Genomic DNA, 15796 nt, shown 5'->3' with positions numbered 1-15796 from the left:
ATTTCCTCCATATTTAACACTTGGTTATACTCTTCGGGCTTACTAGCCAAATGCTCTGCTGTGCTCTTACGGTCTTACCAGCAGATAACATCTATTTCACTGAATGCTTAACGAATGTATCACCTTACGGCTCACATTCCTATAAGTATTCAGTGTCTACTCTTCTCCTTTGCTTAAGCTTAATCCTAATTCATCAAGCTTAGCAAGAACTTCTTCCAGTGACTTACGTCCAAGGTTACGAACTTTCATCATATCCTCAGATGTTCTGTTTGTGAGCTCTTCAACTGTGTTGATTCCAGCTCTCTTCAGACAGTTGTATGAACGAACAGATAACTCAAGTTCATCAATGCTCATCTCAAGCACTTTCTCTTTCTCGTCATCTTCTTTCTCAATCATGACTTCAGCAGCCTGTGCTACTTCTGACAGATCAATAAAGAGTTTCAGATGCTCGCTCAACACCTTTGCAGCAAGGCTGACTGCCTCATCTGGAAGTAATGTACCATTTGTATATACATCTAATGTCAGTTTATCAAAATCTGTAATCTGTCCGACACGTGTATTCTCAACTGTGAGATTCACGCGCTCCACTGGGGTGTAAATAGAATCGATTGGGATTACTGCAATTGGTAACTCATCGTTCTTATTCTTCTCAGCACTTACATATCCTCTGCCCTTTGTAATGGTCAGCTCCATATATAATTTGCTGTCTGCTCCACCATTCAATGTAGCGATAACAGTCTCTGGATTCATGATCTCAATATCCTGATCTACCTGTATATCTGCAGCTGTGACAACACCTTCACCCTCGAACTCGATATATGCAGTCTTCGGCTCATCTGTCTCAGATGTATTTTTGATAGCCAGTGACTTCAGGTTCATGATGATCTCGGTAACGTCTTCTTTCACTCCTGGGATGGAGCTGAACTCATGCAGAACACCATCAATCTTTACCTGGCTGATAGCAGATCCTGGTAATGATGAAAGCATAATTCTGCGAAGAGAATTACCTAATGTTGTTCCATAACCTCTTTCCAAAGGCTCTACAACAAATCTTCCATACTTCTTATCTTCTGAAATCTCTGTTATTTCTATATTGGGTTTATTAAAATCAAACACTAAGTCCACCTCCTGTGGGGTTACTGGTTATTATTTAGAATATAACTCGACGATCAACATCTCATCAACTGGAACATCAATTGCTTCACGTGCAGGAAGCTCTTTAACTGTTCCTTTCAGGTTCTCCTGATCTACTTCTAACCAGTCTGGAACCATACGTCCACCTGTGACCTCTACGATCTCTTTGTATCTTGGAGAGCTCTTTTTAGCCTCTTTGATCTCTACTGTATCACCAGCTTTGATCAGGTAAGATGGAATATTTACCTGCTTACCGTTTACAAGTACATGCTTATGATCAACGATCTGTCTAGCTTCACGTCTTGTTCTAGCAAATCCCATACGGAATACTACGTTGTCAAGTCTGGACTCAAGAAGGATCATCAGGTTATCACCTGTCATTCCGTTCATACGCTGAGCTTTCTCGAAGTAGTTTCTGAAAGGTTTCTCTAATACACCATAGATGAATTTCGCTTTCTGTTTCTCACGTAACTGAAGACCATACTCGCTCATCTTTCTATTGGATCTCTTTAACTGTCTGTTGGACTTTTTATCAATTCCTAAATATACTGGATCCATACCGAGGGATCTGCATCTTTTAAGAACCGGAACTCTATTTACTGCCATGTTTTAATTTTCCTCCTATAAATATTCGGATACTACAATCCATTAACGTAATTATTGTAACTAGACTCTTCTGCGCTTCGGCGGACGGCAACCATTGTGTGGTACCGGTGTTACGTCTCTGATGCTTGTTACATCGATTCCGCATGCCTGAAGTGCACGGATTGCTGCTTCTCTACCTGAACCTGGTCCTTTAACCATTACGTCAACTGATTTTAAACCATGTACTAATGCTGCTTTAGCTGCTGTTTCAGCTGCCATCTGAGCTGCATAAGGGGTAGATTTTCTTGAACCTCTAAATCCAAGACCGCCCGCACTTGCCCATGAAAGAGCATTTCCCTGAGCATCTGTTAATGTAACGATTGTGTTATTAAAAGATGACTGAATGTGAGCCTGTCCATGTTCAACGTTTTTCTTGACACGTTTCTTTGTCACTTTCTTTGTAACTTTCTTTGCCATAATAAAACTAACCTACGCTTTCCTTTTTGTGTTATTTGTTATTTGTTACTTATTTCTTCTTGTTTGCTACTGTTCTCTTAGGACCTTTTCTTGTTCTTGCATTTGTCTTAGTCTTCTGACCACGAACCGGAAGTCCTTTTCTGTGACGGATTCCTCTATAGCATCCGATCTCCTGTAATCTCTTGATGTTCAGAGCGATCTCTCTTCTAAGATCTCCTTCTACAGTCTGAGTCTCGTCGATTACTGCACTGATTTTCTTTACATCGTCGTCTGTAAGATCTCTACAACGAATATCAGGATTAACTCCTGCCTGTGCTAAGATACGGGTTGCGCTTGTTCTACCGATTCCGTAGATATAAGTTAATCCGATCTCAACTCGTTTGTCTCTTGGTAAATCTACACCTGCAATACGTGCCATGTGACTGTTCCTCCACTTTCTTTGTTTGTTATCGTCTTTAATAGGGGACACATCTCCATGTCCCAGGCATGTTCGGTATCATGCCCTTTCCGGTCACCGCATCTTTTATGGAAGCTGTGCGGTAATGACGGACCGGCATTAGAAGCAATATACGAGGAATCATCACCGGCTAAAGGTGTTCCTTGTATATTTAAAATAGTCTCTACACACCGCCTGGCGTGTCCTGACTATCAGCCGCCTAATTAATTAACCCTGTCTCTGTTTGTGTTTCGGGTTTTCGCAGATAATGCGAACGCTTCCTTTTCTTTTGATTACTTTGCATTTTTCGCAAATTGGTTTTACTGATGATCTAACCTTCATTAGGGGATCCTCCTTTCATCCATTGCTCTGCCTTTTGTTTCGCACGGTTTCTTTTATCATATCATTTTGCAACTCATGAAAATATCTGAAGACTGTATCACCGACTGTTCTTCAAATATATGATAACGCAAATATAAGCGCCCAGAAACGCGCTTATATATTGTAGCATGATATCTCAAATAAAGTCAATACTTTTTCTTGAGTTTTTTTAATTTTTTCTATTATTTTTTCGAGTATTTTTTAGCTTATTTTAATGTCTTTTTTTGAATTTTCAGATATATTTCTATATCCTTTTCAAGATTATTTTAAATCTCTTCCTATTTATCTCTCCAGATAATTCTTCCTTTTGAAAGATCATATGGGGATAACTCAAGTGTTACTTTATCTCCTGGTAAGATCTTGATAAAGTTCATTCTAAGTTTTCCGCTGATGTGTGCCAGAACCTGATGTCCATTCTCAAGTTCAACCTGAAACATTGCGTTTGGTAATTTTTCTACTACTGTTCCTTCAATTTCTATTACGTCAGCTTTTGACATATACGCTTCCTCCTAATTCTGATTATCTTCCTTATTCCAAATTTTGATCCATCTTTTTATGTCCACATCTGTGGCGCCCTGGATATCAAAGCTTTCTTTGATCAACTGGACATGCTTCTTCTTTTTCTTTTTCGGCTTATCCAGTGTTCTTACTTTTCCATCCACTAAATATACGTATGCCTCTTCAACCTTTGTGATTACATACACATTTCCGGCATCATGTCCACTTTGGGACCGGGCCATCATTCCTGTTTCAAACTGTTCCATAGCGATCTCTCCTATACTTGAGTTTCTCTCGAATCATAATATTGAGTTCGAATCTGACTGTCAGATCGTTTTCTTCTATTATAATACCTTCTCACTAAGCGAGAGAAGTTTTGGTTCTCCCTCTGTGATCAGCACTGTATTTTCATAATGTGCTGCTAGTGAACCATCTCTGGTGACAACTGTCCAGTCATCATCCAGCCAGTCAACTTCATGACCACCTGCTGTGATCATTGGTTCAATCGCTAATGTCATACCTGCTTTCAGAAGCATTCCCTTCCGGTTCATCCTGAAATTCGGAATTTCAGGTGCCTCATGCAGATGTGTTCCAATTCCGTGTCCACACAGATCACGAACCACACCATATCCATGTTCTTCGGCGTAATCTCCGATCGCACCGGATATATCAAATAAATGATTACCTTCTCTGGCATATTTTATACCTTCAAAGAAACATTCTTTTGTTATCTGCATCAGATTTTTTGCTTCTTTACTGATTTCACCTACTCCATAAGTTCTGGCCGCATCTGAATGATACCCCTTGTAGATGACTCCTGCATCCAGACTTACAATATCTCCGTCCTGAATCAGTCGGTGTTTGTCCGGTATTCCATGAACAACTTCCTGATTCAGAGATACGCAGATGGATGCCGGATATCCGTTATAATTCAGGAAGGAAGGAATACAATCATAACTGCGTATAATCTCTTCTCCTAATCTGTCGATATCCAGCGTACTCATCCCCACATGGAGCGCGTCACGTAGTTCATTATGTACAATCTCAAGAATTCTTCCGGCTTCTGCCATTAGTTCAATTTCTCTTGCTGATTTTATCGTGACCGGCATGCTGTTACGCTCCTAAAATCTCCACAATGTTCTGGAACACAACATCAATGTCAACTGTTCCGTCAACTGTCTTTAAGATTCCTGCATTTGTGTAGTAATCAATCAGTGGCTGTGTCTGTTCGTGATATACATCAAGACGTTTCTTTACTGTCTCCGGTTTATCATCATCACGAAGAATGAGTTCTTTACCACATGCATCACAGATTCCTTCAACTTTTGTAGGAGCATATTCCAGATGGTATGTAGCTCCACAGCCAACACAGGCACGACGTCCACCCATACGGTGAATGATATTCTCATCCGGTACATCTACATCAATTGCATAATCCATCTTCTGTCCAAGCTCTGCCAGTGCTTTATCAAGTGCTTCTGCCTGAGGAATGGTTCTCGGAAATCCATCCAGAACATATCCATTCTTGCAGTCTTCCTGATTCACACGGTCAACTACGAGATCAACTACCAGTTCATCCGGTACAAGAAGTCCCTGATCCATATATGTTTTTGCTTTTTTACCAAGCTCTGTCCCCTCTTTGATATTAGCTCTGAAGATATCTCCAGTAGAAATGTGTGGGATTTCGTACTTAGCTGCAATTTTCTTAGCCTGTGTGCCTTTTCCAGCTCCTGGCGCACCTAACATAATAATCTTCATAATTACTCTCCTTTATAGCATAATAACCCGCGAAAGAATCTTCCGCGAGTTATCCTGCTTATTTATTCAAAAAACCTTTGTAATTTCGTACAAGCATCTGTGACTCGATCTGCTTAAGTGTCTCTAAGATTACACTGACAATGATAATCAGTGATGTACCACCAAAGGACACGCTTGCTCCTAACCATCCATTAAAAATGATCGGTACAAGCTGAATCAATACAAGACCACATGCGCCAACAAAGATAATGTAATTCAGAATCTTTGTCAAATACTCAACAGTCGGTTTTCCTGGACGGATACCCGGGATAAATCCACCATTTTTCTTCATGTTATTTGCAATCTCTAACGGATTAAATGTAATTGATGTATAGAAATAAGCAAAAAATACTGTCAAAATGATGTATACTGCCAGTCCCCAGCTATATTTCGGCATCTGAGGATTACACCAGTTACCCTGATTAAGACCTCTTAAAATCTCGCTTCCGATTCCTGTTCCATTTCCCTTGCCGGCAAATGTTGCAATCACAATCGGGAACTGCATCAATGAAGATGCAAAGATAATCGGGATAACACCTGCAGTATTGACTTTCAGCGGAATGTTCGTGGACTGTCCACCGTAAGTTCTTCTTCCCATCACCTTCTGTGAATACTGTACTGCAATTCTTCTCTCGCCGTCCTGAAGTACTACTACGAATACAACAAGTACGAGGATAATAGCAACTATAATAACAACAGCAAGTCCACCTGATGCGAGACTTTTTCCTTTTACGAATTTCGTAAAGAGCGTTGTCATATCGCTTGGAATACGTGAGATAATATTAATTACCAACACAATTGAAATTCCATTTCCTACACCTTTTTCAGTAATCCGCTCACCAATCCACATCAGAAATGTAGAGCCTGCGGTCAGTGTAAGAACTACGATTGCAGCATTCACAAAATTAAATTCTTTCAAAAGTCCCTGTCTTCCGAAACCAACGGCCATAGCTGTTGACTCCATAAGAGCAAGTCCAACTGTCAGATAACGTGTAATTGCTACAATCTTCTTTCTTCCATCTTCTCCATCTTTCTGCATCTCCTCAAGTTTCGGAATTGCGATTGTAAGAAGCTGAACAATAATGGAAGATGTAATGTATGGAGTAATGCTCAATGCCAGAATTGACATCTGCTCAAAAGAGCCTCCGGTGAAAGCGTTAAACAAGTTGAACGCCTCCCCGGAATTCTGAGCAAAAAACTCTTTAATATAAGTCGGATCTACTCCTGGTGTAGGCAACTGTGATCCCAGTCTGATTACGATCAACATCAAAAAAGTATATCCAAGTTTTCTACGAATATCCTTTGTTTGAAATGCCCTTCGAAATGTCTCTAACATTAGATCACCTCTGCTTTTCCACCTAACGCCTCAATCTTAGCTACTGCACCAGCACTAAATGCATTTGCCTGAACAGTAAGCTTCTTTGTGAGCTCACCATTACCAAGAATCTTAACACCATCTCTTGGATTCTTAACGATTCCCTGCTCGATCAGTGTTTCTACGGAAACAACTGCATCATTGTCAAATACTTCAAGAGCACTTACGTTAATTCCAACGATAGTCTTAGAATTTCTGTTTGTAAATCCTCTCTTAGGTATTCTTCTATATAATGGCATCTGACCACCTTCGAAACCTGGTCTTGGTGCTCCAGAACGAGCTTTCTGACCTTTGTGTCCCTTACCAGCTGTCTTACCATTTCCAGAACCGTGTCCACGTCCTCTTCTGAAATTATCACTCTGTTTTGCTCCATCAGCAGGTCTTAAGTTTGATAAATCCATTGTGACACCTCCTTATCTGAATTTTAATCTATGCTTCTTCAACTTTTACTAGGTGCTGAACCTGTTTGATCATTCCTCTTGTAGCTGCGTTATCCGGCAGAACTACTGTCTTATTAAGCTTCTTTAAACCTAAAGCTTCAACAGTTTTCTTATGCTTCGGAACAGCTCCAATTGTAGATTTTACTAATGTTACTTTTAAATCTGCCATTTCACTCTTCCTCCTTAGCCTAAGATTTCTTCTACTGATTTACCGCGAAGTTTAGCTACTGCTTCCGGAGTTTTTACCTGACGTAATCCCTCAACAGTTGCAAGAACAACGTTCTGCTTATTGTTTGAACCAAGAGATTTTGTACGAATGTTCTTGATTCCTGCCATCTCGATTACGGCACGTGCCGGACCACCGGCGATAACTCCAGTTCCTTCCGGAGCCTTCTTAAGAAGCACGGAAGCTCCTCCGAATTTTCCGATAAAATCATGTGTAATACTATCGTTCTCATCTAATGCTACTTTGATAAGGTTCTTTGCAGCATCCTCTTTACCTTTGCGGATTGCTTCCGGAATCTCAGTAGCTTTTCCTAAACCAGCGCCAACATGACCGTTCTTGTCACCAACAACTACTAAAGCTGTGAATCTCATATTACGGCCACCCTTAACAACTTTCGTTACACGTTTAATTGACACTACTTTTTCTTCTAGCTCTAACTGACTAGCATCAATACGTTCCTGTCTCATGTGTGCTCCTCCTTCTAGAAATTCAACCCAGCTTCTCTAGCTGCGTCTGCTAATGCCTGAATTTTACCCTGGTAAATAAATCCGCCTCTATCGAAGACAACGTCTTTAATACCTTTCTCAAGTGCCTTCTCGGCAATGACTTTTCCTAAATATGCTGCTGCATCAACGTTGTTAGTTTTCTCAAGGTTTGCTTTCACATCTTTCTGAAGAGTGGAAGCGGAAACCAGTGTATTTCCAACTGTATCGTCAATAATTTGAGCATACATATGATTATTACTTCTAAACACAGCTAAGCGTGGACACTCTGTTGTTCCAGCTAAACGGTTACGTAATTTTCTGTGCTTGTTTACACGAACTTCACTTCTTGATTTCTTGCTAACCATTTTCACACTCTCCTTACTTATTTTTTACCAGTCTTACCAACTTTACGTCTGATAACTTCATCAGCATACTTAATACCTTTACCTTTGTAAGGCTCCGGTCTTCTCTTGTCTCTGATCTCAGCCGCAAACTGGCCAACTTTTTCTTTACTGATTCCTTTAACGATGATCTTGTTCTGACCTTCAACTACTGTCTCAACGCCTTCAGGATCTGTCATCTCAACTGGATGAGAATAACCAAGGTTCAGTGTTAATTTGTTTCCTGATTTTGCTGCTCTGTATCCAACACCGTTAACTTCCAGGACTTTCTCGTATCCGTTTGTTACACCAATAACCATGTTATTGATCAGTGTTCTTGTAAGACCATGTAAAGATTTCATTTTCTTTAAATCGTTTGGTCTTGTTACAACAACTTCATCACCTTCCTGCTTGATTTCCATCTCTGTAGGAAGTGCTTTCTCAAGTGTTCCTTTTGGACCTTTTACAGTCACTACATTGTTTTCTTTAATCTCAACAGTAACTCCTGCCGGGATTGCGATTGGATGTCTTCCGATACGTGACATATCTAAATCCTCCTTAACTTAGATTCTCGGAATGAGTCTTTGCTCACTCTGTTTTCAGTTTCAATTGTTCAGTGACTACCAAATGTAGCAGAGAACTTCTCCACCAACGCCAAGCTTTCTAGCTTCTTTGTCAGTGATTACACCGTGGTTTGTGGAAATGATTGCTGTTCCCAGTCCTCCAAGTACTCTCGGAAGATCTGCGCTGTTAGCGTATACACGAAGACCTGGTTTGGAGATTCTTCTAAGTCCTGTGATAACTTTCTCATTCTTGTCTGCACCATATTTTAATGTAATATGGATTGTTTTGAATACTCCATCTTCTACGATGTCATATTTCTCGATATATCCTTCATCTAATAAGATATTTGCGATTGCAAGCTTCATCTTGGATGAAGGTACATCTACTGTATCATGTTTAGCAGTATTTGCATTACGGATTCTTGTAAGCATATCTGCAATTGGATCGCTCATAGTCATGAATTGTTTTCCTCCTCTTCTGATGGATTGTTTAATGTAGTTCTCTTCGCCGGGCTCGTGGAATACCTCGCCAGACTCAGAGAACGGCCTTCTCACCAAACTCGGCCGGTGCTGGGCGCTTGGCCTCGCCAAGTGTTCAGTGCCTACCAGCTTGCTTTCTTAACGCCTGGAATCTGTCCTTTGTATGCCAGTTCACGGAAGCAAACACGGCAGATACCATATTTTCTTAAATATGCATGAGGACGTCCACAAATTCTGCAACGATTATATTCTCTTGTAGAGAATTTCTGCTGACGCTGCTGTTTTACTTTCATTGCTGTCTTAGCCATAATTTACCTCCCTATTTTGTAAAAGGCATATTGAACTGTGTAAGCAGCTCACGAGCCTCTTCATCTGTATTCGCTGTTGTAACGAAGATGATATCCATACCTCTTACCTTGTCAACCTTATCATACTCGATCTCAGGGAAGATAAGCTGTTCTTTGATACCAAGAGCGTAATTTCCTCTTCCGTCAAATGCGTTAGGATTTACACCTCTGAAGTCACGTACACGAGGGAGTGCAAGGTTAACCAGACGGTCAACGAACTCATACATCTTCTCTCCTCTTAAAGTAACTTTACAACCGATTGCCATTCCTTCTCTCAGTTTGAAGTTAGCAACGGACTTTCTAGCTCTACAAACAACTGCTTTCTGTCCTGTGATCTTCTCAAGATCAGCAATTGCGGAATCTAACAGTTTTGCATTGTCTTTTGCCTCGCCAACACCCATGTTGATTACAACTTTATCAAGTTTTGGCACTTCCATAATATTCTTATAACCGAACTTTTTCGTTAATGCATCAACGATTTCGTTCTGGTACTGTTCTTTCAGTCTACTCAAAGCTTAAGCCCTCCTTCCTCAATTAATCGATCACTTCACCAGTAGATTTTGCAAAACGAACTTTCTTGTCTCCATCCATTTTGATTCCAACTCTTGTAGCTTTACCTTTGTGTAAGTACATAACGTTGGAAATGTCGATAGATCCTTCCTGGTGAACGATTCCACCATTCTGGTTTGTCATGCTAGGTTTTGTATGCTTTGTAAGCATGTTAACGCCTTCTACAGTAACTCTTCCGTTCTTGTGATCTACAGCGATAACTTTGCCTTCTTTGTCTTTATCTTTACCAGCGATAACTTTAACTGTATCACCTTTTTTAATTTTTAACATTGCCATTCCTTTGCACCTCCCTACAGTACTTCCGGAGCTAAGGAAACAATTCTCATGAAGTGTTTGTCACGAAGCTCTCTTGCTACTGGCCCAAAGATACGGGTTCCTCTTGGTGTCTTATCGTCTTTTATAATTACAGCAGCGTTTTCGTCGAAACGGATGTAAGATCCATCTTTACGGCGAGTACTGTTTACAGTACGAACAACTACAGCTTTAACTACATCGCCTTTTTTAACAACGCCGCCTGGTGTTGCATCTTTAACAGTCGCAACAATAACGTCTCCGATACTTGCATATCTTCTTGTTGAACCGCCAAGTACGCGGATACACAGTAACTCTTTCGCACCTGTGTTGTCTGCTACTTTAAGTCTGCTTTCTTGCTGTATCATGCAGGTTTCCCTCCTTATACTATTTCACTTTTTCCATAACTTCAACAAGTCTCCATCTCTTGTCTTTTGACAGAGGTCTTGTTTCCATAACTTTTACTTTGTCTCCGATGTTGCATTCATTGTTCTCATCATGAGCTTTCAGCTTATATGTCTTCTTTACAATCTTTTTGTAAAGCGGATGTTTTACATGATCTTCGATTGCAACAACGATGGTTTTATCCATTTTATTACTGATAACCTTACCAACTCTGGTTTTTCTAAGATTTCTTTCCACAGTCTGTAACTCCTTTCCTGGGGTTTATGAGTCTACTCTTAATTCTGAGCTGCCTTTTCAGTAATTACTGTCTGAATTCTGGCAATATTTCTTCTAACTTCTTTGATTCTGCTTGTGTTGTCTAACTGATTTGTTGCGTTCTGGAATCTTAAGTTGAAGAGTTCCTTTTTAGCAGCTACTAATTCTTCATTCAGCTCTGCAGCTGATTTTGTCTTTAAATCTTCTACAAATGCATTAATTTTCACTGTTATCACCGCCTTCTAAGTCTGCGCGAGAAACTACTTTACATTTACATGGCAGCTTGTGTGTTGCAAGACGAAGAGCTTCTTTAGCTACTTCCTCAGCTACTCCGGAAATCTCGAACATTACGCGACCCGGTTTAACAACTGCTACCCAGTACTCTAAGGTTCCTTTTCCAGAACCCATACGTGTCTCAGCTGGTTTCGTAGTTACAGGTTTATCAGGGAATATTTTGATCCAAACTTTACCACCACGTTTGATATAACGAGTCATAGCAACACGGGCAGCCTCGATCTGGTTGGAACGGATCCAGCATGGCTCCATTGCAACGATACCATATTCACCATTAGTAATCTTGTTTCCGCGAAGAGCTTTACCCTTCATGGAACCACGGAATTGTTTACGACGTTTTACTCTTTTTGGCATTAACATGATTATCTATCTCCTTCCTTATGTGCTCTCTCCGGAAGAACCTCGCCTTTGTAAATCCAAACTTTAACTCCAACTTTACCATAAGTTGTGTTTGCCTCAGCGAATCCGTAGTCAATGTCTGCTCTCAGTGTCTGAAGTGGAATTGTTCCCTCGCTGTAGAACTCTGTACGAGCCATATCAGCTCCACCAAGACGTCCGGATACGGAAGTTTTAACTCCGAGTGCTCCAGACTTCATTGTTCTGGACATGCATGATTTCATAGCACGTCTGAATGAAATACGGTTCTCAAGCTGTAATGCGATATTCTCTGCTACTAACTGAGCGTCTTTATCCGGTCTCTTGATCTCTTTGATATCAACAACTAATTTCTTGTCAGTAAACTGTGCAAGCTCACCTTTTACTTTCTCGATCTCAGCTCCGCCTTTACCGATAACAACACCCGGTTTAGCTGTATAAATTGTAATCTTAACGCGATCAGATGCTCTTTCGATCTCGATCTTGGAAACACCAGCGCTGTATAATCTCTTCTTAAGATACGTTCTGATTTCATGGTCTTCTACCAGGTAGTCTGCAAAATCCTTTTCTGCATACCACTTAGAGTCCCAGTCTTTGATAACACCGACTCTTAAGCCATGAGGATTAACTTTCTGTCCCATGATTGTCCTCCTTATCTTTCATCAAGCACGAGTGTAATGTGGCTCATTCTCTTCTCGATTCTGTAAGCTCTACCCTGTGCTCTAGGTCTGATTCTCTTCATTGTTGGTCCTTTGTTTGCATAAGCCTCTGCAATATAAAGGTTCTCAGCATTCATACCGTTATTGTTCTCAGCATTTGCGATTGCTGACTCTAATAATTTCTTTATTAAACTAGAAGCATATCTTGGATTATAAGTCAAAATACCAAGTGCTGTCTGTACATCCTTACCTCTGATGGCATCCAATACGAAGCATGCTTTCTGTACGGAAACTCTTGCATAAGATAACTTAGCAGAAGGTCTCGTATCTTTGTTAGCATTTCTTTCTCTCTTAATCTGGGATCTGTGTTGTCCTTTAGCCATGGATGAACCCTCCTTTCACAATATAATTATCTAACTCTTGATTTCTTCTCGTCTTTTCCATGTCCTCTGTATGTTCTGGTTGCTACGAACTCTCCGAGTTTGTGTCCAACCATATCTTCTGTTACATATACAGGTACATGTTTTCTCCCGTCGTGAACGGCGATTGTATGTCCAACCATGCTTGGGAAGATTGTAGAACGGCGGGACCATGTCTTGATTACAGACTTGTCTCCTGCTGCGTTCATTGCGTCAACCTTCTTAAGCAGGCTTGCATCTGCGAATGGGCCTTTTTTAACTGAACGTGCCATAGGTTCTAACCTCCTTACGAAAACTATTTAATAGATTTACCATCTCTTCTTCTTACGATCATCTTGTTAGAAGCTTTATTTTTCTTTCTTGTCTTAAGACCAAGTGCTGGTTTACCCCAAGGTGTACATGGACCCGGACGTCCGATTCCAGTCTTACCTTCACCACCACCATGCGGATGGTCATTCGGGTTCATAACAGAACCACGAACTGTCGGTCTGATACCCATGTGACGTGTACGACCTGCTTTACCAATGTTGATCAGGTTGTGGTCACCATTTCCTACTACTCCGATAGAAGCTCTGCACTCAAGCGGAACCATTCTCATCTCTCCTGAAGGAAGTCTCAGTGTTGCATACTTTCCTTCTTTAGCCATTAACTGAGCGCTGTTACCAGCAGAACGAACCATCTGTCCGCCCTTTCCTGGGTGAAGCTCGATGTTGTGGATCTGTGTACCTACTGGAATCTGAGAAAGTGGCAAGCAGTTTCCTACTCTAACCTCAGCCTCTGGTCCATTCATGACTTTCATGCCGTCTTTTAATCCTTCTGGTGCAAGGATATAAGCTTTCTCACCATCTTCGTAGCAGATCAGAGCGATGTTAGCTGTTCTGTTCGGATCGTACTCGATACCGATTACTGTAGCAGCGATTCCATCTTTTCTTCTCTTGAAGTCGATAATTCTATATTTTTTCTTAGCTCCGCCTCCGCGGTGTCTAACTGTGATTTTTCCCTGGTTGTTACGGCCTGCCTGTCTGCTCTTTGGAGCTAACAGAGATTTCTCTGGTGTCTTTTTTGTGATTTCTGAAAAATCAGAACCAGTCATCTGTCTTCTGGAAGGCGTATATGGGTTATATGTCTTAATTCCCATGGTGTTTCTCCTTTCGATTGTTTATTATCACGGTTGCTTTCCGTATGCATTGAGCACGGCGAATTTCCTCATGTGCTCTCCAAAGATCTTAGAGACCCTGGAAGATCTCGATATCTTTGCTGTCCTCAGTTAACTGTACGATTGCTTTCTTTGTTGCAGCAGTCTTACCATATTTGAATGTTCCGCGAACTCTTTTCTTCTTTCCTTCGCAGTTCATTGTGTTAACTTTCGCTACCTTTGTTCCGTCGAACATTTTCTCAACGGCTTCTTTGATCTGAGATTTTGTTGCTTCCGGGTGTACAAGGAATGTGTATTTCTTATCTCCCATGAGCTCCATTGTCTTCTCAGTTACAACTGGTTTAAGGATTACATCATAATACTGAACGTTTGCCATTATGCGTACACCTCCTCGATTGCTTTAACAGCAGCCTTTGTTGCGATTACTGTGTTGTATTTCATAACATCATACACATTGATCGTATTAGTTTTAGCTGTTTTAACACCAGCGATATTCTTTGCAGAAAGCTCTGCGTTAACATTTCCGTCCTCTAATACTACTAATGCTTTAGATACGTTTAAGTTCTTAAGTGCGTTTGCTACATTCTTTGTTTTGATCTCATCAAATGTAAGTGAGTCAACTACGATGAACTTGTTCTCTTCTACTCTGGAAGTAAGAGCGGATTTCAGAGCTGCTCTCTTCTCTTTCTTGTTCATCTTGAATGAGTAATCTCTCGGTACTGGTGCGAATACTACTCCGCCGCCTGTCCACTGTGGAGCTCTTGTTGAACCCTGTCTTGCATGACCAGTTCCTTTCTGTCTCCATGGTTTTCTTCCACCACCGGAAACTTCAGAACGTGTTTTAGCTTTCTGTGTTCCCTGACGGTTATTTGCAAGCTGATTAACAACTGCCATGTGTACAAGGTGCTCGTTAACCTCAACACCAAATACCGCATCGCTTAATTCGATTGTCTCAACTTCTTTACCTTCGATATTATAAACAGATACGTTTGCCATTTTAAGTCTTCCTCCTTCCTCGTCAAAACCTAGTTAGCTTTTACTGCTTCTCTAATTGTTACTAAGGATTTCTTAGGTCCCGGTACAGAGCCTTTTACTAAAAGAAGATTGTTCTCTGCATCTACACGGACAACTTCAAGATTCTGAATTGTAATCTTTTTGCTTCCCATGTGTCCTGGCATCTTCTTTCCTTTGAATACTTTACTCGGATCAGATGCAGCACCGTTAGATCCCTGATGACGATGGAATTTAGAGCCGTGAGCCATAGGTCCTCTGTGCTGGTTGTGTCTCTTAATAGCACCCTGGAATCCTTTTCCTTTAGAAATGGCAGTAGCGTCGATCTTGTCGCCAGCTTCAAAAATGTCAGCTTTGATCTCCTGTGCAAGTGCATAATCAGCTGTGTTCTCGAATTTGAACTCTTTTACGAATCTCTTTCCAGTTACTCCAGCTTTTGCGAAATGTCCCTGCTCAGCCTTGGTTACACCATGACGATGAACGATTTCCTTTTTACCATTTTTGTCTTTGTTTACAGTTTTGTCTTTCTTGTCAACGAATCCAACCTGTACAGCTTCGTAACCGTCATTCTCTACAGTCTTGATCTGTGTTACTACACAAGGACCAGCCTGAAGTACAGTTACAGGTGTCAGTGTTCCGTCTTCATTGAAGATCTGAGTCATTCCGACTTTTGTAGCTAAGATAGCTTTCTTCATTATAATTACCTCCTGTGATTTACAGCGGAACGCAGCTTGGCGTTCATCCTAAATTTTAGGAA

General features: G+C 40.9%; 30 protein-coding genes. All 30 read right to left on the bottom strand.

The features are described from left to right. Positions 1–156: 156 nt before the first annotated feature. The 30 genes from G593_RS0107145 to rplC all read right to left on the bottom strand — a co-directional run bounded on the left by G593_RS0107145 (position 157) and on the right by rplC (position 15734). Positions 157–1116: a DNA-directed RNA polymerase subunit alpha gene (locus G593_RS0107145; protein ID WP_005339004.1), complete on the bottom strand. Its 960-nt coding sequence runs from the start codon at positions 1114–1116 to the stop codon at positions 157–159. Positions 1117–1146: 30 nt separating this feature from the next. Then, on the bottom strand, positions 1147–1740 hold the full coding sequence (gene rpsD, locus G593_RS0107140; protein WP_005332326.1) for a 30S ribosomal protein S4: 594 nt from the start codon (positions 1738–1740) through the stop codon (positions 1147–1149). 60 nt (positions 1741–1800) lie between these two features. Further along, positions 1801–2196 (bottom strand): 30S ribosomal protein S11, encoded by a 396-nt coding sequence (gene rpsK, locus G593_RS0107135; protein WP_005332330.1) that lies wholly within the window; start codon positions 2194–2196, stop codon positions 1801–1803. Between the two features lie 49 nt (positions 2197–2245). After that, positions 2246–2614, bottom strand: a complete 369-nt coding sequence (gene rpsM, locus G593_RS0107130) for a 30S ribosomal protein S13 (RefSeq protein WP_005339006.1) — start codon at positions 2612–2614, stop codon at positions 2246–2248. Between the two features lie 246 nt (positions 2615–2860). Then, on the bottom strand, positions 2861–2974 hold the full coding sequence (gene rpmJ, locus G593_RS0107125; RefSeq protein WP_005339020.1) for a 50S ribosomal protein L36: 114 nt from the start codon (positions 2972–2974) through the stop codon (positions 2861–2863). Positions 2975–3291: 317 nt separating this feature from the next. Then, entirely contained in the window at positions 3292–3510 is a 219-nt protein-coding gene (infA, locus tag G593_RS0107120) for a translation initiation factor IF-1 (protein ID WP_004607275.1), read from the bottom strand. 12 nt (positions 3511–3522) lie between these two features. Then, positions 3523–3777, bottom strand: coding sequence for a KOW domain-containing RNA-binding protein (locus G593_RS0107115; protein WP_029731233.1), 255 nt, complete (start codon positions 3775–3777; stop codon positions 3523–3525). Between the two features lie 78 nt (positions 3778–3855). After that, on the bottom strand, positions 3856–4620 hold the full coding sequence (gene map, locus G593_RS0107110; RefSeq protein ID WP_029731232.1) for a type I methionyl aminopeptidase: 765 nt from the start codon (positions 4618–4620) through the stop codon (positions 3856–3858). A 4-nt stretch (positions 4621–4624) separates the two neighbouring features. After that, complete coding sequence (locus tag G593_RS0107105; protein WP_005332354.1) at positions 4625–5269, bottom strand: adenylate kinase; 645 nt, start codon at positions 5267–5269, stop codon at positions 4625–4627. A 58-nt stretch (positions 5270–5327) separates the two neighbouring features. Then, positions 5328–6644 carry a preprotein translocase subunit SecY gene (secY, locus tag G593_RS0107100; protein WP_005332362.1) on the bottom strand — a complete coding sequence of 439 codons (1317 nt, stop codon included), beginning with the start codon at positions 6642–6644 and terminating at the stop codon, positions 5328–5330. Beyond that, on the bottom strand, positions 6644–7084 hold the full coding sequence (rplO, locus tag G593_RS0107095; protein WP_005339030.1) for a 50S ribosomal protein L15: 441 nt from the start codon (positions 7082–7084) through the stop codon (positions 6644–6646). The genes secY and rplO overlap by 1 nt, the downstream gene beginning before the upstream one ends. 28 nt (positions 7085–7112) lie before the next feature. After that, the gene (gene rpmD / locus G593_RS0107090; protein WP_005332368.1) at positions 7113–7292 is read right to left on the bottom strand and encodes a 50S ribosomal protein L30; all 180 of its coding nucleotides are present in this window, start codon (positions 7290–7292) and stop codon (positions 7113–7115) included. A 14-nt stretch (positions 7293–7306) separates the two neighbouring features. After that, positions 7307–7816: a 30S ribosomal protein S5 gene (rpsE, locus tag G593_RS0107085; protein ID WP_005332371.1), complete on the bottom strand. Its 510-nt coding sequence runs from the start codon at positions 7814–7816 to the stop codon at positions 7307–7309. Positions 7817–7830: 14 nt separating this feature from the next. Next, on the bottom strand, positions 7831–8199 hold the full coding sequence (rplR, locus tag G593_RS0107080; RefSeq protein WP_005332375.1) for a 50S ribosomal protein L18: 369 nt from the start codon (positions 8197–8199) through the stop codon (positions 7831–7833). Between the two features lie 17 nt (positions 8200–8216). Then, positions 8217–8759 (bottom strand): 50S ribosomal protein L6, encoded by a 543-nt coding sequence (rplF, locus tag G593_RS0107075; protein ID WP_005332376.1) that lies wholly within the window; start codon positions 8757–8759, stop codon positions 8217–8219. Between the two features lie 75 nt (positions 8760–8834). Next, positions 8835–9236, bottom strand: a complete 402-nt coding sequence (gene rpsH / locus G593_RS0107070) for a 30S ribosomal protein S8 (protein ID WP_005339031.1) — start codon at positions 9234–9236, stop codon at positions 8835–8837. Positions 9237–9379: 143 nt separating this feature from the next. Then, on the bottom strand, positions 9380–9565 hold the full coding sequence (locus tag G593_RS0107065) for a type Z 30S ribosomal protein S14 (RefSeq protein ID WP_005332379.1): 186 nt from the start codon (positions 9563–9565) through the stop codon (positions 9380–9382). 11 nt (positions 9566–9576) lie between these two features. After that, complete coding sequence (rplE, locus tag G593_RS0107060; protein WP_005332380.1) at positions 9577–10116, bottom strand: 50S ribosomal protein L5; 540 nt, start codon at positions 10114–10116, stop codon at positions 9577–9579. A gap of 22 nt (positions 10117–10138) precedes the next feature. Next, positions 10139–10450 carry a 50S ribosomal protein L24 gene (gene rplX, locus G593_RS0107055; protein WP_005332381.1) on the bottom strand — a complete coding sequence of 104 codons (312 nt, stop codon included), beginning with the start codon at positions 10448–10450 and terminating at the stop codon, positions 10139–10141. Between the two features lie 14 nt (positions 10451–10464). Further along, positions 10465–10833, bottom strand: a complete 369-nt coding sequence (gene rplN, locus G593_RS0107050) for a 50S ribosomal protein L14 (RefSeq protein ID WP_005332383.1) — start codon at positions 10831–10833, stop codon at positions 10465–10467. Between the two features lie 19 nt (positions 10834–10852). Further along, positions 10853–11107 carry a 30S ribosomal protein S17 gene (gene rpsQ / locus G593_RS0107045; protein WP_005332385.1) on the bottom strand — a complete coding sequence of 85 codons (255 nt, stop codon included), beginning with the start codon at positions 11105–11107 and terminating at the stop codon, positions 10853–10855. Positions 11108–11145: 38 nt separating this feature from the next. Further along, positions 11146–11352, bottom strand: coding sequence for a 50S ribosomal protein L29 (gene rpmC / locus G593_RS0107040; protein ID WP_005332387.1), 207 nt, complete (start codon positions 11350–11352; stop codon positions 11146–11148). Beyond that, entirely contained in the window at positions 11342–11779 is a 438-nt protein-coding gene (gene rplP / locus G593_RS0107035; RefSeq protein WP_005332388.1) for a 50S ribosomal protein L16, read from the bottom strand. The genes rpmC and rplP overlap by 11 nt, the downstream gene beginning before the upstream one ends. A 2-nt stretch (positions 11780–11781) precedes the next feature. Beyond that, on the bottom strand, positions 11782–12435 hold the full coding sequence (rpsC, locus tag G593_RS0107030) for a 30S ribosomal protein S3 (RefSeq protein ID WP_005332389.1): 654 nt from the start codon (positions 12433–12435) through the stop codon (positions 11782–11784). An 11-nt stretch (positions 12436–12446) separates the two neighbouring features. After that, a complete protein-coding gene (rplV, locus tag G593_RS0107025) occupies positions 12447–12836 on the bottom strand; it encodes a 50S ribosomal protein L22 (RefSeq protein WP_005332390.1) in 390 nt (129 codons plus the stop codon). 26 nt (positions 12837–12862) lie between these two features. Beyond that, a complete protein-coding gene (gene rpsS, locus G593_RS0107020) occupies positions 12863–13144 on the bottom strand; it encodes a 30S ribosomal protein S19 (RefSeq protein ID WP_029731231.1) in 282 nt (93 codons plus the stop codon). A gap of 23 nt (positions 13145–13167) precedes the next feature. Beyond that, complete coding sequence (gene rplB / locus G593_RS0107015) at positions 13168–14010, bottom strand: 50S ribosomal protein L2 (protein ID WP_005339032.1); 843 nt, start codon at positions 14008–14010, stop codon at positions 13168–13170. Positions 14011–14098: 88 nt separating this feature from the next. Next, positions 14099–14404, bottom strand: a complete 306-nt coding sequence (gene rplW / locus G593_RS0107010) for a 50S ribosomal protein L23 (RefSeq protein ID WP_005332398.1) — start codon at positions 14402–14404, stop codon at positions 14099–14101. Then, positions 14404–15024, bottom strand: coding sequence for a 50S ribosomal protein L4 (gene rplD, locus G593_RS0107005; protein ID WP_005332400.1), 621 nt, complete (start codon positions 15022–15024; stop codon positions 14404–14406). Before rplD ends, rplW begins: the two co-directional genes overlap by 1 nt. A 29-nt stretch (positions 15025–15053) precedes the next feature. Next, entirely contained in the window at positions 15054–15734 is a 681-nt protein-coding gene (gene rplC, locus G593_RS0107000) for a 50S ribosomal protein L3 (RefSeq protein WP_029731230.1), read from the bottom strand. Positions 15735–15796: the final 62 nt, after the last annotated feature.

Origin of the sequence: Dorea sp. AGR2135 (assembly GCF_000420885.1) — a bacterium.
GTDB classification, from domain to species: Bacteria; Bacillota; Clostridia; order Lachnospirales; family Lachnospiraceae; genus Dorea; species Dorea formicigenerans.
This window is presented reverse-complemented; position numbering and strand designations above follow the sequence as displayed.

Bases quoted from the DNA above. Each gene is read 5' to 3' on its own strand.
- rpsD (WP_005332326.1), bottom strand. From the start codon at position 1,740: ATGGCAGTAAATAGAGTTCCGGTTCTTAAAAGATGCAGATCCCTCGGT.
- rpsK (WP_005332330.1), bottom strand. From the start codon at position 2,196: ATGGCAAAGAAAGTTACAAAGAAAGTGACAAAGAAACGTGTCAAGAAA.
- rpsM (WP_005339006.1), bottom strand. From the start codon at position 2,614: ATGGCACGTATTGCAGGTGTAGATTTACCAAGAGACAAACGAGTTGAG.
- rpmJ (WP_005339020.1), bottom strand. From the start codon at position 2,974: ATGAAGGTTAGATCATCAGTAAAACCAATTTGCGAAAAATGCAAAGTA.
- infA (WP_004607275.1), bottom strand. From the start codon at position 3,510: ATGTCAAAAGCTGACGTAATAGAAATTGAAGGAACAGTAGTAGAAAAA.
- G593_RS0107115 (WP_029731233.1), bottom strand. From the start codon at position 3,777: ATGGAACAGTTTGAAACAGGAATGATGGCCCGGTCCCAAAGTGGACAT.
- map (WP_029731232.1), bottom strand. From the start codon at position 4,620: ATGCCGGTCACGATAAAATCAGCAAGAGAAATTGAACTAATGGCAGAA.
- G593_RS0107105 (WP_005332354.1), bottom strand. From the start codon at position 5,269: ATGAAGATTATTATGTTAGGTGCGCCAGGAGCTGGAAAAGGCACACAG.
- secY (WP_005332362.1), bottom strand. From the start codon at position 6,644: ATGTTAGAGACATTTCGAAGGGCATTTCAAACAAAGGATATTCGTAGA.
- rplO (WP_005339030.1), bottom strand. From the start codon at position 7,084: ATGGATTTATCAAACTTAAGACCTGCTGATGGAGCAAAACAGAGTGAT.
- rpmD (WP_005332368.1), bottom strand. From the start codon at position 7,292: ATGGCAGATTTAAAAGTAACATTAGTAAAATCTACAATTGGAGCTGTT.
- rpsE (WP_005332371.1), bottom strand. From the start codon at position 7,816: ATGAGACAGGAACGTATTGATGCTAGTCAGTTAGAGCTAGAAGAAAAA.
- rplR (WP_005332375.1), bottom strand. From the start codon at position 8,199: ATGGTTAGCAAGAAATCAAGAAGTGAAGTTCGTGTAAACAAGCACAGA.
- rplF (WP_005332376.1), bottom strand. From the start codon at position 8,759: ATGTCACGTATCGGAAGACATCCAATCGCAATCCCGGCAGGAGTTACT.
- rpsH (WP_005339031.1), bottom strand. From the start codon at position 9,236: ATGACTATGAGCGATCCAATTGCAGATATGCTTACAAGAATCCGTAAT.
- G593_RS0107065 (WP_005332379.1), bottom strand. From the start codon at position 9,565: ATGGCTAAGACAGCAATGAAAGTAAAACAGCAGCGTCAGCAGAAATTC.
- rplX (WP_005332381.1), bottom strand. From the start codon at position 10,450: ATGGCAATGTTAAAAATTAAAAAAGGTGATACAGTTAAAGTTATCGCT.
- rplN (WP_005332383.1), bottom strand. From the start codon at position 10,833: ATGATACAGCAAGAAAGCAGACTTAAAGTAGCAGACAACACAGGTGCG.
- rplP (WP_005332388.1), bottom strand. From the start codon at position 11,779: ATGTTAATGCCAAAAAGAGTAAAACGTCGTAAACAATTCCGTGGTTCC.
- rpsC (WP_005332389.1), bottom strand. From the start codon at position 12,435: ATGGGACAGAAAGTTAATCCTCATGGCTTAAGAGTCGGTGTTATCAAA.
- rplV (WP_005332390.1), bottom strand. From the start codon at position 12,836: ATGGCTAAAGGACAACACAGATCCCAGATTAAGAGAGAAAGAAATGCT.
- rpsS (WP_029731231.1), bottom strand. From the start codon at position 13,144: ATGGCACGTTCAGTTAAAAAAGGCCCATTCGCAGATGCAAGCCTGCTT.
- rplB (WP_005339032.1), bottom strand. From the start codon at position 14,010: ATGGGAATTAAGACATATAACCCATATACGCCTTCCAGAAGACAGATG.
- rplW (WP_005332398.1), bottom strand. From the start codon at position 14,404: ATGGCAAACGTTCAGTATTATGATGTAATCCTTAAACCAGTTGTAACT.
- rplD (WP_005332400.1), bottom strand. From the start codon at position 15,024: ATGGCAAACGTATCTGTTTATAATATCGAAGGTAAAGAAGTTGAGACA.
- rplC (WP_029731230.1), bottom strand. From the start codon at position 15,734: ATGAAGAAAGCTATCTTAGCTACAAAAGTCGGAATGACTCAGATCTTC.